Raw genomic sequence first — 14,437 nt, 5'->3', positions numbered from 1 at the left:
GACGTCAGGTGTGCCAACTCAGCATCGGCTTCAACGAGCGGAGCAGGACCACAGGCGGCAGCCGGCCGAGCAGGGCGTTCCTCAACATCGCCAACGGCGGCAATGACCATTGCGCGACAGAACCGAACAAGGCTGACTGGCGCGCTATCGCCTGCGTGCGACCGCGTCTGCGGCGGTCGTAGGCAACCAACGCGGCAGCGACGTCTGCGATTTCATCGAGAACCTCGGCGAGTTCGACAGCGTCTTCGAGAGCGGTCCCGCCGCCTTGGCCGACGTCCGGCGTCATGGCGTGGGCGGCGTCGCCGACCAGCACGGTACGGCCGATGGCATAGCGATCAAGAGGCGGGAGCCGATAGATGTCGTGGCGCAGGATCTCCGCGTTTCTGACACTTTCGAGCATCGCGGGGATCGGCTGATGCCATCGCCCGAATCGCCGCCGCAACTCGGCGTGGTCATCGGTGTAGCGCAGATCGGGCGGGACGGAGGCCGTCAGGTAGGAGTAGATAGAGCCGTCACTGAGTGGAAAGATCCCGACCCGCTCGCCATGGCCCCAACTCTCGCTGGCTTCGATCTGGATCCGCAAGGGGGGCGTCATCAGACGCCAGGTGGTGTAACCAGCGTAAACCGGTGGCTTCGCGGCCGGAAAGACATGCGCCCGAACCGTGCTGCGGATTCCGTCCGCGCCGACAACCAGGTCACCGATGTGCTCACCTCGGGTGTGCGTGACGGTCACCTGCCGTCCGCCAGGCACTACCTGGCGTACGCTGGCGTCCAGTACGACTGCCTCGACGGGGAGTGCGCTTCTCAGGATTTCGAGAAGATCCGGGCGGCGGATCATGAGCGTGTCGCCATAGCGCTCGCGGATGGCTGCGATGTCAGAACGGAACAGCCAACGGCCACTGGAATCCCTGAAGCCCGCGGCAGCTTCGATTCCGCCCAGGCCGCGGACCCGGTCTCCCAACCCGAGCAAGTCCAGTGCTCGCACTGCGTTCGGCCACAGCGAGATCCCGGCTCCTACTTCGCGCAACTCGGCTGCCTGCTCGAGAACGCTGACCTTCCACCCACGCCGATGCAGAGCGATTCCAGCGGCCAGACCGCCAATCCCCGCCCCGACGATGACAGCTCGCCTCTTACTCAACTTCCCTGCTCTCCTTTGGTGCTCCGCGCCGACCATGACTGCGACGGCTGCCTATTGCGGTTCGACCAGCGGTGCAGGGCGATGCCGGCTACCGCTACCCAGCTGGCGGTCGTGGTGACGAACGAGGTCGCCAACGCCGCGCGGTAGGGCTTCGCGTGCTCGACGGAGGGCCGGATGGCGACTGGCGCGAAGGCCAGCGCGTTCGTCCAGCAACCGATGGCCAGGGGAACCGAGATCGCGCGCGGTAGCCGCGGCAGAGCAAGACCGGCGGCCGTGACGATTCCTCCCATGATGATGAGGTCGAGGTGAAGCTGACGGATGCGGCCGGGCGCTTGCACCCCGGCCTTCGCCAGGAGCTCCGGCTTGTAGACGGTTGCTGCGTACGGGAATCCGGTCAGCGCACCGGCTGCGATCTGCGCCAGTCCGGACACCACCAGGCCGTTGACCGCGGGTGCTTCGCGGCGCGAGTTCACAGATCCTCCATGGGTGGGTCGAGAAAAGCGTTCAGGTGGCGGTAGGTCTGCTCGGGGCAGTCGTCGTGCAGCGAGTGACCCGCGCCAGGGAGTATGTGCGTTAGGACGCCAGGGATCCGGTGAGCAAACCGATCGAGAAGCGTTGCAGGGTAGTACCGGTCGCGATCTCCCCAGAGGATCAGAACCGGGCATCCGACCAGCCCGAGATCGCGTTCCGTGCCGCGCCATCGCACGCTGCGCTCGACACGCAGCATGTCTCGTCGCAGTGACGGCTCGTGCCGAATAGCGGCAGCCACGGAACGAAGGACCTCATCGGCCGGCATCCGGTCAGGCCGAGCAAAGGACTTCCGCAGCATGTGCCGCAGCGAAGCAGCCGAGGTGAAGCGGGCTGCCAACCCACCGACGATCGGCAACCTGAGCAGGCGGAACTCCCAGACATCAGGCACATCCAGCCCCGCCGGCGCCAGCAGTACGAGCCGACTGATCCGCTCGGGCTGCAACTCAGCAAGCCGCAACGCGAAGCCGCCGCCCCACGAATGGCCCACCATTGCCACCTGCGACAGACCGACCGCATCAAGGAAGTCGGCGATGGAAAGAGCAACCGCATCCGCATCGTGAGCAAAGTCTGATCCGAGAACCCGAGTGCCGCCTTGGCCCGGCGGATCCACTGCATAAACCGTGTACCTGGAGGCAAGTTCAGCCACCATCGCACCGAAAGTCAGGCGCCATCCACCGGCTCCAGGCACCAGCACTACCGGCGGCCCGCTCCCCGCGCGGGCATAGCTGAACCGAACCTCAGCCGTCCGAGCAACTGCGATCCGCGGCGCAAAGCTTTCACCCACCACAGCGCACTCCTCCCACTAGCCATACCCCCGTACAGTATATAAACTATACACTAGTGTTCAGTTTAGTCGAGGATGTCGCTACGGCCACACAGGGAGACCAGATGACACACCAATCACCCCAGCAGACACCTCCGGTCGCGGGACGAGCTGATCCACGTCGGTGGATCACGCTGACATTGCTGGCGTTCGCTCAATTCATGTTGATCGTCGACATCACCGTCGTGCAGGTCGCTCTGCCGAGCATCGGCGACGATCTCGGCCTGGGCCGCGAATCCCTGACCTGGGTGGTCACCACCTACACCCTGGTCTTCGGTGGCCTGATGATCCTCGGCGGACGCCTCGCCGACGTTTTCGGCGCCCGTCGCATGCTGCTCACCGGGCTCGGCGTTTTCACGCTGGCATCACTGGCAGCCGGCTTGGCAACCAACGCAGGCCTGCTGATCGCAGGCAGGGCGGCGCAAGGGATCGGTGCGGCACTGATGTCCCCAGCGGCGTTGTCCATCCTCACCACCAGGTTCCACGGGAAGGACCGAACTCGGGCACTGGGGGTCTGGGCGGCAATCGGCGGCACCGGCGCCGCGATCGGCGTACTGCTCGGCGGCCTGCTGACAGCAGGCCCGGGCTGGCAATGGGTGTTCATCATCAACGTGCCAATCGGCGTGCTGGTCCTGGCGCTCATTCCCCGGCTCGTGGCAGCAGATGTGGACAGAGAGCGTCAGAGCATCGACGTGCCCGGCGCCATGCTGGTCACCGGCGCGACTGCACTGCTGATCTACGGCCTCGTCCACGCAGGCGAGGCTGGTTGGACCTCAGCCGGGACATTGGCCGCTCTCGCCGGCGCCGCGATCGGGTACGGCATGTTCGTACTGGTCGAGACACGGGTTGCTGTTCCGCTGATGCGGATTCAGACACTGACCCGCCGCCCTGTCGTGTCGGGCACCTTCCTCATGTTGGTGGCGACAGGGCTGCTACTTGGCTTGTTCTTCCTCACCTCGCTCTACTTCCAACATCTGCTCAGGTTCAGTCCTCTCAAGACAGGGCTGCTGTTCCTCCCCGTTGCACTCGCCATCACCGTCGGCGCTCAGGCAGCCGCGCACCTGATCAGCCGGGTTGGCGGCCGGGTTATCGCTGTCGCCAGCTTCTCGTTGGTCGCAGCCGGCGCCGCATTGTTGACTCAGGTCTCCCCCGGCGACAGCGTCGCCACTTCGGTCCTGCCGGGCTTCCTGCTGGCTGCTATCGGCATCGGCCCGGTCTTTGTCACGGCGACCACCACCACTTTGGCCAATGTGCCTACGCCGGAAGCAGGTGTCGCCTCGGGTGTGGTCAACACCTTCCACGAGCTCGGCGGAAGCATCGGAGTTGCCGTTGTGTCGACGATTGCCGCAGCGAGCCTGTCCACGCCCGACGGTGCGGCGGCTAGCGTTGACGGATTCACCGACGCGTATCTCGCCTGCGCCGTCGCTGCGGGTGCGGCGGCGCTCGTGGCGCTCGTACTGGTGCCGGGCGGAAAGCCAGCGGCTGTCGTTGGGCACGGACACGGCCACTGAACCGGCTACGAGCAGTCCGTACGCTTTGTAGCATGACACCCGACCAACCCCGGCGGCGCGCGGACGCCGAGCGAAACACCGAGACAATTCTCGCCGCTGCCAGGGGACTCCTCGCTCAAGGAACACTTCCATCGATGAGCGAGGTTTCCACCGCCTCGGGCGTTGGCCGAGTCACGCTGTACAAGCACTTTGCAACACGCGAACTGCTCCTCGAGGCTGTTGTGCACCGCGCCGTCGCCGACACGGCTGACGCCCTGTCAGATCTCGGCCTCGACACCGGCCCGGTCGAGGACGCCCTCGAGCGACTCGTACGAACCTCGTGGCCGATCCTCGACCGCCACCGCAAAGTCCGAACCGTGGCCCTCACAGCCATCGGGCACGAGGCACTCCGCGCCCACCACGACCCCGCATTCCGCCACGTCGACCAACTGATCGCTCGCGGACAAGACACCGGATCCTTCCGCAACGACCTCACCCGCGACTGGCTCACCGCCGTCTTCTACGCCATCCTGCACGCCGCAGCAGACGAAGTAGACGCCGGCCGACTGTCCTCAGACACCGCCGCCGACTCACTGATTCCAACCCTCCTCGCCACCCTGCGCCCAGCGCACCACAGGCCCACACCGAAGCCGAGCTAGCCGCGGCCCGCCATCCGGAGTGCAGGGCACCTCATAGCTGGGCGCAGTGCGCGATCAAGTCGTGCGCGACGCGTTGACATATATCCACCCCCAGCCCGAGCGCCCCTGGCTAGACAAAGGCCCTGGCCGCAGCGACGGGCGTCTCCCAGGCGACCCTACCCAGGCATTTCAAGCCCGCTCTCGGACAGACCCAAGACGCCTACGTCGAACAATGGCGCACGGACCTCGGCTCAGCCCCAGCTCCGCGACACCGACGTACCGATCGAGTACCGCCCCACTCCGCCCGTAGACGACACGAGCGCTCTTCGAGCGAGGAACACCTCAGCAACTCGCTGCCCTACGGAGTCAACGGGCAGATCTCGGGCCGCTGCTCGGCTTTACATCGCCTCGGTCAGGCCCAGACCAAGACCCTTCTGCGAGTGCCAAAGGACCAAGCCACGACCAGGTCCATCTTGGGTCTCATCGGCGGCGCTCTATCGCCTCTTGCGCGACCGCTACCGGGTCATTCCGAGCCGACGCCCCACTTGGGACAACAGGGATACCAGGCAGAGCCCTCATTGACGCCAGAACGAGACCACGAGCAGCCCCTGCACGGCCCGACAGCTTCAAGGCTCTTCCCGAGGGCATGCACCCCGGTCACAGTCCGCGACTCGCTCATACACGCAGGTGAGAGCAAACCCGCCCACACACCCGCGCGGCCTACACCACTGCGGACACCTGCACAACCCTGCCCATCTTTGCGTACTTTTGTGCGTACCTGGCAGATCCGGTTCGATAAGAAGGCCCTCTGACTCAGGCGTTTTGCCTGGTCAGAGGGCCTTTCATGGAGCCGCCTGTCGGAATCGAACCGACGGCCTTCTCATTATCTCAAGGCCGAGCAGAGATCCCCAGGTCAGGAGGCTATTGGGTGGCGAAAAGCCTTGTATAGCTGGGATTCGTCCGATCGTTTGGGGCTCAGGTCGGTTCGTCAGGGATCGTTGCGGAGTTCTCGTTGTGCGTACTTTTGTGCGTACTTTTGGCCTGCCGCATTTTGGCCAGCGACTGGGCGAGCAGCGCTCCGTCCCTGGTGTCGGTGTAGTTGCGACGGTTGACCTGCGCGGTGTGTCCAAGATGCGCTGCCCGGATCGCCTCCGGCACGCCGTCTACGAGCGTCAAAGTGTTCAGGGTTGCACGCCAGACGTGCGAACGCTCGGTCTCAAGAGCTGGAATACCTAGCTCCTTGGCCATCTTCACATACAGCTCCTTCACCGCCTCGTTGCGCTGCCGCTGGTCCCAGACAACGCCAGGCTTGGCAGGACTCGGAATCAGCGGACCACCCATGGCGCGTGCGGTCTCCCACCGCGGCTTGAGCCGCTCCACGACCGCCGGATCGGTCACGTGAACGAAGCGCCCTTTCTTCGTCTTAGTGATCTCCGGCGGCAGGTCGAAGATCATCTTGTCGTCGTCGCACGTGACCATGGAGGGATCGACGTTCGTTGCCTCACTGACCCGCAGGCCAGTCATGGTCTGTAGCAATGTCAGATCAATCGCGTTGGCCACTACCGCGATACGGTCTTCAAGCGTATACATCCCGCGCTTGGGGGGCTCGATCCCCTCGGCAGGGTCGAGAGCAAGCAAATAGTCGATTACGGCGTTCCACTCGTCGGCGGAGAGAGCCACACCTCCACGAGTTGGGGCGTCATCCTTGCTTCCGGCCAGATCGAGGCGCTTGCCCGCAATGGGCGAAGCATCGATCAACTCGTCGCGGATGAGTTGATCGAGAACATACTTGCCCAGCACGCTGCGAGCCTGGCGTGCTGTCTCCGACCCGTGGAGTTCGGCAATCTCTGTAAGGCACTTCTCGAGGGTGCGAAAGCGCGTCCCGGTGCCGATTGTGTGACCTTTGAGGCTGTGGCGGTGCTTGTGATCTTCGCGCAAACAGCGACCAACGATCAGCCTGTAGACACCCAGATATCTCGTGCGCGAGTTGTCTGCGATCCTCGCTGTCTCGATCGTCGGCTTGCTTACCGCCTCGATGTAGGTGACCAGACTGTCAGTCGCCTTCCAGATACCCCTACCGGACGCTGCTAGTAAGACCTTCACGGCCTTCTTCGCACGTCGCCGCGTCTCGCCCTTCGTGCTCCCCTTCGATCGCCTTCTTGCGATACGTCCGTCTAGCAGGCGAACCGTCCAGTCGAGCCACCACCCGCCGTCTCGCTCGTACGGCTCACTTCGATCGATGGTGTGCTCCCCGACCTCGAGTCGAGTCGTCGTCGCCCGCGGGCGTGCTGCCGCCTTCTTCGCCATGCCACCCCTCCTGCAGAAAGAGATTGAATGCTATCCAAATGATCATCTGATAGCTTATTAGATCCAATCTGATCCCCATGCGCAATCACGAGGAGTCATCCGTGCCCGAGACACGTGCCACCACTTCGGTCCTGACACCACAGGAGGCCGCGGACTACCTCAAGGTCGGATGCTCGACGATGAAGCGCTGGCGACTCAGAGGCGAGGGCCCCCGCTACGCGAAGGTAGGCAAGGCCGTGCGCTACCGCGAGGTGGACCTTGATGAGTATGTGAAGGGGCAGCTCGTCAGCTAGCCCCAGAGACAGCAGGGCTTGCAGCCATGATCCCTAGCTTCGAACGCACACCCCTTTGACGACAGCCGCAGAACACCTGGCCCGGGATGCGGGCACTGGCGCCGGCTCCGTCAGAGCTCTTACATCCGAGAGCTACCCGCGGCCGGAGTCACGGTCGGCCTCATTCGTCCCACTGAGGCTCTGAATGAGGCCGGTGAGCCGATCGATCTCTTGGCGAATCTGCTCCCACTGGCGCTGCGCAGCAACGCGGTCCGCTAGATACTGCTGCTTCAGCGCCTCGTTCTCTTCTGCACTGCGGTCGGAGAGGAGTGCCGCGATCGGGAGGCCAAGGACCTCGGCCATGGCGGCCGCTTCGTCGAGGCGAATCGCTCGGGTCTGTTGTTCGATGCGCGCTACTGCCGACTTGTCAACATTGACCCCCAGGACTTCGGTCACCCTCCGCGCAAGCTCCGCCTGGCTCAGCCCCTGCCTCTCGCGCTCCATTCGGAGACGGCGGGCGAAGGTGTCGGAGGGCAGAGCAGGCATGGGGGGCATAGAGAGGGCTTCCGGCTTCGATCGGGGGCACGCGTGATGTGCACCAGGAGGCTACCGAACCCAAACCGTTGTAGCTACAGCGGCAACCCATCGGTCTCTGATTCGGTTTCGGCTCGTATCTGTATCGAAACCTGCGATCTAGCGCCAGTCGGGACGGCCGATAGCCGCTCCCGATCTGCCGAAATCTTTACGAACTGACGCTCGAACAGAGCACTCCGGTGGAGGCGCCCCTAGCGGGTCGGGATCAGGCAGGCACCCCGATGGCTCGACCCGGTCTGTTCGCATCGCGACCCGACCCGACCCGACCCGCTCCCCGATCATCCGCTCATCATTTAATGGTTATTCAGATGATTATTCGATAAGCTCATTCAATGATGATCACCCAGGTTGCCCGGGCCTCTTCGGGCAACGGATCGAAACGCGAAGGGAACGATCGATGAATCGGATCAGCGAGTCAGTCGCCTCGGCGCTCATCCAGGCGCAGGTGCCGCTGCCTGACGCGGCCTGGGACGTCAAGTCCTTCCTGGAGAATGCCAAGACCTACCTCCAGACGACCGGCGGCCTCTTGCTCATGGCGCTCGGCACGGCCGGCTTGATCTGGGGAGTCGTGCAGCTCATCAAGAAGCTCATCGGCGGGCAGCAGAACGGTAAGGGCCACGGTTGGGGCGAGATCGTCATGCTCATCCTGATCGGCGGAGCAGTCGGCACCGGCGGCTGGACGCTCGTCAACGCGGTGGGCTCCGGTGGCCAGACCACGATCGAGGAGCTCGGCGGCGGAACGATCGTCGTCGCACCGGGTCCGATCGAGGGCCGATAGCCAGACCAGCCGCACGCCGGCTCCATCGGCACTCGACGGCCGACAAACGCAGGGACGTACATGAGCATCAACGACAGGCTCACCGCATTCGGCAAGGTCTTCCGGCTCGACTCGCACCACGCGATTGAGCGCTTCGGGCTCTTTTTCGGCGTGCTCACCCTCGCAGGCGTGCTCTTGCTCGCGGCATCGGGTGTGTCGGCGATCACGGCCGGGCGCGACACTCTCGCCGAAAGGGCTCTGTGGACCCCAAAGTTCACGACCTCGAAGACACAGCTCAGTGGCGATGTCGACGGCGTCTACACCAATAAGCGCAAGAACAAGGCTCTGGTCATGATGCACTTCGACGATCGGGCCAAGATCTCCTACGACGCGTCCGACTACAAGGCGTTCCTGCTCGGATCGGACGACAAGCTCAAGACCGAGAAGCTGAAGACCACCGGCGTTACCGGGTCGTTCCACGTTTTCGGGGCGACTGGCTACGTGGGAGTGGTTCTCGAGTCGCAGCGGGCGTTCGAGCCGCAGGTGCTCAACCTCACCATCCGGGCCAACGCGGAGCTCTCATTCAGCAAGCAGCGAGCCGCCGGGGCGAATGCCGACGAATTGATCGGCGACAGGTCGTTCGCGAAGTACGACCAGTGGCGGATCTTTCTCAATCCTGGGGCGTCGGGAACCACGACGATTGACTCGCTGGACGCGGCGGCGTTTGATGCCGCGCGAGCCTATTACGAGGTCGTCCTCGAACGGGAGGAGACCAAGGCTCACGACGCTCTCGACGAGAAGCTCGGCGAGATGCGCACGAGCCTTACGCAGATCAGCTCCTACAGCAAAGACCTTGCCACGACAAAGGTCGACGGCCTGTTCCTGCGCCCACCGGCCGTCCCGGCGAGCATCGCCGGCGACCAGGTCACCGGCGAAACCAAGGCTGAATCCAAGGCCGGCGAGTCAACGCTCGCGCTGCACACCACCAAGGTCGTGCCTGGCGGGTTCAAGTTCGACTGGCGCTCGAGCAACGTCGAAGCCGGCTACCTCGATCAGCTCGTGCCGAAAGGCCAAAGCTACGTCGACTACCTCCAGACCAAGGCAGCGGAGACGGCGGGCACCACCGGTACGTCGAGCGAGATCAGCGACATCGCGTGGACGTTGTCGAACGGGAAGAGCCTGACCACCGACTACCGGACGTCCGACGTCACCATGCGCCCCTTGACCACGGTCATGAACAACCTGTCCCAGGCATACCAGGACTACTACGCCAGCAAGTCCAAGTACCAATCGGACCTCCTGCTCGGCCTGCTCAAGCTCGACGTCGACCTTCGCGACGTGCGCACCAACAACACGACCAACGCAGACGAGGACTTCCTCGTGACCTACAGCTGAGCCACCTCGGCAGGTCTGAGGCAAGAAGCCCGCGCGGCCGACAGGGCTCTCTGCCGCCACAAGAAAGAGGAAAACATGGAGGACGACACCCAACAGACCCACGACGCGACGACGAACGCGGGCACGAGTGAGCAGCCGACGGCTGGTGCCACCGGTGGCCCGAAGGGCGGGAAAACTCCGGCCCGCGGGGACTTCAAGGGTGCCATGGCCGGAGCCGCAGCCGAGGCCGCGGTCGACCAGGCCGTCGGAGACAGGCTGTCCGACGGCAAGAAGCGGCTGTTGGCCGCCGGCGCCCGCGGTGCAGCCGAGGGCGCGATGCGGGGCGGCGCAGCAGGGGCAGGCGTCGGCGCCGCGAAGGAGACCGGGCTTGCCGCCCTGCGGCAGACCTCGGAGGGGAACAAGCACGCTCTCACCCCGGAGCCGGACGGCCGTAACCACGCAGGCCCCACTGTCGATCCCGACAACCAAGATTTTCACCCGAAACTCGGTACGGGCGGCACGAGCTATCGGCGCGACCAAGCCTCAGGCGACGAACCCGAGACCACTGCCGGAAACGGACCGGGACATCCAGACAGCGGTGGCCGGAACAAGAAGGTGGCCTTGGCCACCGCGGCGTCCGCTACGCCGCCGGCTGGTTTGCTCGCGCTACTCATCCTCTTCCTGAACTGGCTGAAGTCGTTCTTCTTCGCGATGCTCGCGCAGGCGTTGTCGTTCCTGCAGATGATGCTGCAGTGGATCGTCGGTGCAGGCACCGCGATGTGGAATGCCGCCACGAAGCCGTTCATGGCGGCCGGGGCCGCGGTGGCAAAGGTCGTCGCCGCGATCTCCGGCGGCAGTGTGGTGATCTCGACAACGGTCGCTGCGGCAGGACTTGCAGCAGTGTCCGGCCTCGGCGTGCTCGCGCTCATTGGCGGCCTTCTCAGCGTCGTCAGCACAACCTTCACCGTGCACGACGATCCGATCGCCACGGACTGCAGCGCACGCGGCGACAGCGTGGTCCCGGTCGGGAGTAACGACCCGGTTGGTACGAACGCCGACAAGAACGCCCAAGCCGTGTACTCGGTCCTGAAGACCTGGGGCATGCCTGAGGTCAATATCGCCGGCATCCTCGGCAACTGGACCCAGGAGTCCGGGATCGACCCGACGAGTGTGCAGAACTTCCCCACGGGCACCTACGTCATGACCGACCAGAAGAAGAGCGCTGCACTGAACACCGACAATGGCATCGGCCTTGGCCAGTGGACCTTCGGCCGCAACACGCTCTTGCGCAACTACGCCGGCGCGAAGGGTTCGGACTGGTGGAACCTCGGACTGCAACTGCGATTCATGGCCGATCTGAACGGCGGGGACAACCCCGGCGACGTCCGGGTCTTCAAGGGCATGCTCACAACCCCACAGGGCACTCCGGCTCAGGCCGCAGCGTACTTCCACGAGAACTGGGAACGGTCGGCCGACGGACCTGCCGGGATCGCGGCCCGCGGCCAGAAGGCCGAGATGTGGTTCGCCAAGATGAGCGGCTGGACGGTCGACAAAGGACTGGTCCGCACGACGGTGGGCGACTTCCTCAACGAGGGCAGCACCATCGTCAACCTGCTCCTCGGAGGCGGGCACTGCAATGCCCCTGGCAACGACGGCGCCGTCTCGCCGAAGAGCGGCGGCATGACCCAGGAAGAGGCCCAGGCGCTTGTCGACCTCTTCAATCAGGAGGGCGACAAGTTCCTCGACGGCCGGTACGGCGAAGAGGGTGGACCCGGATCGTGCGGCAGCAACCACGCGATGAACTGCACGAGCTTCAGCATCTATTTCGTGAACAAGTACACGTCGTTCCAGGCCTATCCCCCGGGCGACGGTATCCGGACGGCCTACTCGATCGCGGAACAGACTGGCAAGAAGATGCAGTCGACGCCCGTCCCGTACTCGGTCGGATCCGGCCCTGGCTCCACGGGATGGGGGCACACGCTCGTGGTGCTTGGTGTCGATGGAGACAAGGTCATCCTCGGCGAGGCGGGCTACTGCGCCTACATGGGCCGGGTGCGCGTCGACAGCGCCGCGGCAATGGCAGCCGAGGGCTGGATGTTCGTTGACGTCTCGGACCTGATGCTGCCCGCCGATCAGGTCAAAAAGTCATGACCCCCACCGACCCGCTCCCTGCCCCCAGGACCAGACCACTCAGCCACCCCTCGAACGACCCGGAAGACGAACAGATGACCGACGAGACAACCGGCCCAGCACCGGAGGCAACGGACGCTGACGACAAGAACCTCACCCAACGGCCACGCCGCGAGCACAGCAAGGTCACGGGTCCCGATCTCGAGGTCCGCTTCAACAACTGGGCGGCCGCACGGCGCACTCGCCCGGGCAGACTTTCCGACGCCCACACACCCAGCAGCCCCAGGCACAGCCCGAGACAACGCCTCGCGATCGTGCTGGGGCTCGCACTGGCCGCTACGGCCGTACTCAGCGCAGTCGGAAACCGCACCTACGACCAGCAGAGCGCGGCAAACACACTCCGGATCAGCGCGCTTCAAACTTCCTCCGCGGTGGCTCCGGACGGCGCCCCCACCCCGACGGCGGCACGGGTCGACAGCAAGGCGCTCGCGGTGCTCAACGCACGGGCCGCGGCGGCTGCAAAAGCAGTGGCGGACAAGCAGCAGGAGTACACCGGGCTCTTCCATGCGGTGAACAACGCTCCCGGTGCTGGCAACAGTGCACCGAACGAAGCCGTCCTGAAGACCGTCGAGCATCGCCGGGTGCTGGCCCCGTTCTGGGATCCGAAGTCCTTCGTCGCCGACGAACGGCTCGCCTATTCCTTTACGACGACGCCCTACTTCGGCAGGGACGAGATGGACCCGCGCTTTGCCTGGTATGTCCGCTACGACGGGCTGAAGGCTGCGGATCCGAAGTCGTACGGCTGGAGGGTCGAGTCGGTGATGCCGACACTCGACGCGCCGACCAGGGCGCGGGTGGTCTGGGTGTGCAGGGACAGCAAGACCACGGTGCTCGCCTGGGCCAGCGCTACCTACGACGGCTCGACGCGGACGTTCAGCGGACTCGGGCTGGTCGTCACGGCCGCGGGCCGGGAGCACCAGCCCGAGACGGACGCAGCAAGGGCCGGCAGAGCGCCGGAGCTGGGAGAAGGGCCGGTGCGGAAGCCATGACGGTGCCGGACAAGAGTGGGTTCTGGGCGAGGAACCGTTGGATCCTGGCGTTCGCGACCGTAGTGGCCACCGGGATCGTCCTGGCTACTGCCGAGGCGGTGGACCAGTCGCGGCATCTCGCTGCTCAGGAGTCGCAGGTCAGGTCCCTGGAGGCGTCGAGTTCACAAGAGGCCCGGCAGGAAGCCGAGGTCTCGGAGAAGACCGTCTTGGCAGGGACCGGCATCAGCGCGGCCCGGGTCAGGAAAGACACCGCGACCCTTGCCCAGCTGCTGTCCATGGCCTTCACCTGGGATTCCGGCGAGACCTACGAGCTCGCCCGCGAATCGCTGAAGGACCGCTTCGGTCTGTCCGAGAAGGACGCCTTCCTGCAGACCTTCCTGCCACCGTCCAGATTCAACGAGGACGCCGGCCGGAAGCGGCGCTACTACATCGACGCGATCGCCATGACCTCAGCGGTCAGCCGCAACCTCGATGTCGACGTGGTCGAAGTGACAGCCACCCGGTACCGCTACGCGGTCATCGCAGACATCGAGGTCGGTGTCAGCAGCGCGGCGCAGAACGGAGAGGGGCGGGCGACGCGGCAGCCGACCGCTCTTCGGCGGGTCCTTCTCTACGCCACCGTCAGCGCCGATGGGACGGTCTCGAACCTGACCGGGATTGCTCCATCGGGCTCGACCCGCTTCTCGCGATGACCCTATTCAGCTTGACCGCAGACAAATTCGCGGCCCTTGGCGCCGGCCGCCGTTGGCTCTCGAGCCGGCAACCACCACCTCAGACGAAGGACATCAGACAGATGACGACGATCTCCAGGCCCGCGCAGGCGGTTGCCCAGCCGGAGCAGCGAGAAGAGGGCAAGACCGAACGCCCGAAGAGCCCAACGAGAGCGGCATTCGCCGCGGTGACTGTCCGGGTCAAGGCGGGCACACCGTTACTGGTGTGGACGGCTGTCATCCGGCTCGCCACCGCCCTGGCCGACTACATGCTCGTCATGGTCACGGCTGTGAGTGTCATTCCGATGATCGGGGCGTACCTGCATCAACGGTCCGGCACGTCGCTCGGCAGTCCTCCTGCCAGCGCGACGATCGCAGTCTGGCTCGTGCCGTTCCTGTTCGTTGTCGTCGCGCTCGCGGTCGCAGAGATCGCTTTCATGCGCTGGCTGTGGCGGGCCGGAAGCGGCCGGATCGCCAGGCTCAAGCACGCCCGGCGCAGCGGACCCGAGAAGGTCGCCGACACCGAGACCGCTCACCGCGACGGACGGGCCACCCGCAAGAAGCCGGCCAGGAACCGGAGATGAGCCGACAGGAGCTTCTGATATGAGGATCGCAGGACTTGCC

General features: G+C 64.9%; 14 protein-coding genes and 1 tRNA gene. 9 read left to right on the top strand and 6 right to left on the bottom strand.

The window, feature by feature from the left end; all coding sequences use genetic code 11:
• Nucleotides 1–4: 4 nt before the first annotated feature.
• The 3 genes from A3ES_RS0103180 to A3ES_RS50975 are packed head-to-tail and all read right to left on the bottom strand — an operon-like array spanning nt 5 to nt 2,363.
• Nucleotides 5–1,138 carry an FAD-dependent monooxygenase gene (locus tag A3ES_RS0103180; RefSeq protein ID WP_020385326.1) on the bottom strand — a complete coding sequence of 378 codons (1,134 nt, stop codon included), beginning with the start codon at nt 1,136–1,138 and terminating at the stop codon, nt 5–7.
• Nucleotides 1,135–1,611: a hypothetical protein gene (locus A3ES_RS46090; RefSeq protein ID WP_020385325.1), complete on the bottom strand. Its 477-nt coding sequence runs from the start codon at nt 1,609–1,611 to the stop codon at nt 1,135–1,137. Before A3ES_RS46090 ends, A3ES_RS0103180 begins: the two co-directional genes overlap by 4 nt.
• On the bottom strand, nt 1,608–2,363 hold the full coding sequence (locus A3ES_RS50975) for an alpha/beta fold hydrolase (RefSeq protein ID WP_272944595.1): 756 nt from the start codon (nt 2,361–2,363) through the stop codon (nt 1,608–1,610). Before A3ES_RS50975 ends, A3ES_RS46090 begins: the two co-directional genes overlap by 4 nt.
• 194 nt (nt 2,364–2,557) lie before the next feature.
• Between A3ES_RS50975 and A3ES_RS46080 the strand changes: the two genes are divergently transcribed.
• Together A3ES_RS46080 and A3ES_RS46075 are read left to right on the top strand one after the other, a co-directional pair.
• Nucleotides 2,558–4,003, top strand: coding sequence for an MFS transporter (locus A3ES_RS46080; RefSeq protein ID WP_040453891.1), 1,446 nt, complete (start codon nt 2,558–2,560; stop codon nt 4,001–4,003).
• A 32-nt stretch (nt 4,004–4,035) separates the two neighbouring features.
• Complete coding sequence (locus A3ES_RS46075) at nt 4,036–4,641, top strand: TetR/AcrR family transcriptional regulator (protein ID WP_063745913.1); 606 nt, start codon at nt 4,036–4,038, stop codon at nt 4,639–4,641.
• A gap of 824 nt (nt 4,642–5,465) precedes the next feature.
• Here the strand turns inward: A3ES_RS46075 and A3ES_RS53750 are convergent.
• A tRNA-Ser gene (locus A3ES_RS53750) sits at nt 5,466–5,542 on the bottom strand.
• Between the two features lie 53 nt (nt 5,543–5,595).
• Nucleotides 5,596–6,927, bottom strand: coding sequence for a site-specific integrase (locus tag A3ES_RS0103155; RefSeq protein ID WP_020385321.1), 1,332 nt, complete (start codon nt 6,925–6,927; stop codon nt 5,596–5,598).
• Between the two features lie 101 nt (nt 6,928–7,028).
• On the opposite strand from A3ES_RS0103155, the gene A3ES_RS0103150 reads away from it, so the two are divergent.
• On the top strand, nt 7,029–7,220 hold the full coding sequence (locus tag A3ES_RS0103150) for a helix-turn-helix domain-containing protein (RefSeq protein ID WP_026162509.1): 192 nt from the start codon (nt 7,029–7,031) through the stop codon (nt 7,218–7,220).
• A 132-nt stretch (nt 7,221–7,352) separates the two neighbouring features.
• Here A3ES_RS0103150 and A3ES_RS0103145 read toward each other — a convergent pair whose 3' ends face one another.
• Nucleotides 7,353–7,745: a helix-turn-helix domain-containing protein gene (locus A3ES_RS0103145; RefSeq protein WP_157630305.1), complete on the bottom strand. Its 393-nt coding sequence runs from the start codon at nt 7,743–7,745 to the stop codon at nt 7,353–7,355.
• 445 nt (nt 7,746–8,190) lie between these two features.
• Between A3ES_RS0103145 and A3ES_RS0103140 the strand changes: the two genes are divergently transcribed.
• The 6 genes from A3ES_RS0103140 (at nt 8,191) to A3ES_RS0103115 (ending at nt 14,397) form a co-directional block, all read left to right on the top strand.
• The gene (locus A3ES_RS0103140) at nt 8,191–8,571 is read left to right on the top strand and encodes a hypothetical protein (protein ID WP_020385318.1); all 381 of its coding nucleotides are present in this window, start codon (nt 8,191–8,193) and stop codon (nt 8,569–8,571) included.
• 60 nt (nt 8,572–8,631) lie between these two features.
• Nucleotides 8,632–9,945, top strand: coding sequence for a hypothetical protein (locus A3ES_RS0103135; protein WP_020385317.1), 1,314 nt, complete (start codon nt 8,632–8,634; stop codon nt 9,943–9,945).
• Nucleotides 9,946–10,020: 75 nt separating this feature from the next.
• Nucleotides 10,021–12,075, top strand: a complete 2,055-nt coding sequence (locus A3ES_RS0103130) for a phage tail tip lysozyme (protein ID WP_020385316.1) — start codon at nt 10,021–10,023, stop codon at nt 12,073–12,075.
• 74 nt (nt 12,076–12,149) lie between these two features.
• Complete coding sequence (locus A3ES_RS0103125) at nt 12,150–13,103, top strand: hypothetical protein (RefSeq protein WP_020385315.1); 954 nt, start codon at nt 12,150–12,152, stop codon at nt 13,101–13,103.
• Nucleotides 13,100–13,795: a hypothetical protein gene (locus tag A3ES_RS0103120; protein ID WP_020385314.1), complete on the top strand. Its 696-nt coding sequence runs from the start codon at nt 13,100–13,102 to the stop codon at nt 13,793–13,795. Before A3ES_RS0103125 ends, A3ES_RS0103120 begins: the two co-directional genes overlap by 4 nt.
• Nucleotides 13,796–13,896: 101 nt before the next feature.
• The gene (locus A3ES_RS0103115; protein ID WP_020385313.1) at nt 13,897–14,397 is read left to right on the top strand and encodes a hypothetical protein; all 501 of its coding nucleotides are present in this window, start codon (nt 13,897–13,899) and stop codon (nt 14,395–14,397) included.
• Nucleotides 14,398–14,437 lie beyond the last annotated feature (40 nt).

This window comes from Kribbella catacumbae DSM 19601, assembly GCF_000372465.1.
Classification (GTDB): domain Bacteria; phylum Actinomycetota; class Actinomycetes; order Propionibacteriales; family Kribbellaceae; genus Kribbella; species Kribbella catacumbae.
The sequence above is the reverse complement of the archived record's forward strand: the minus strand, read 5'-3'. Positions and strand labels throughout refer to the sequence as shown.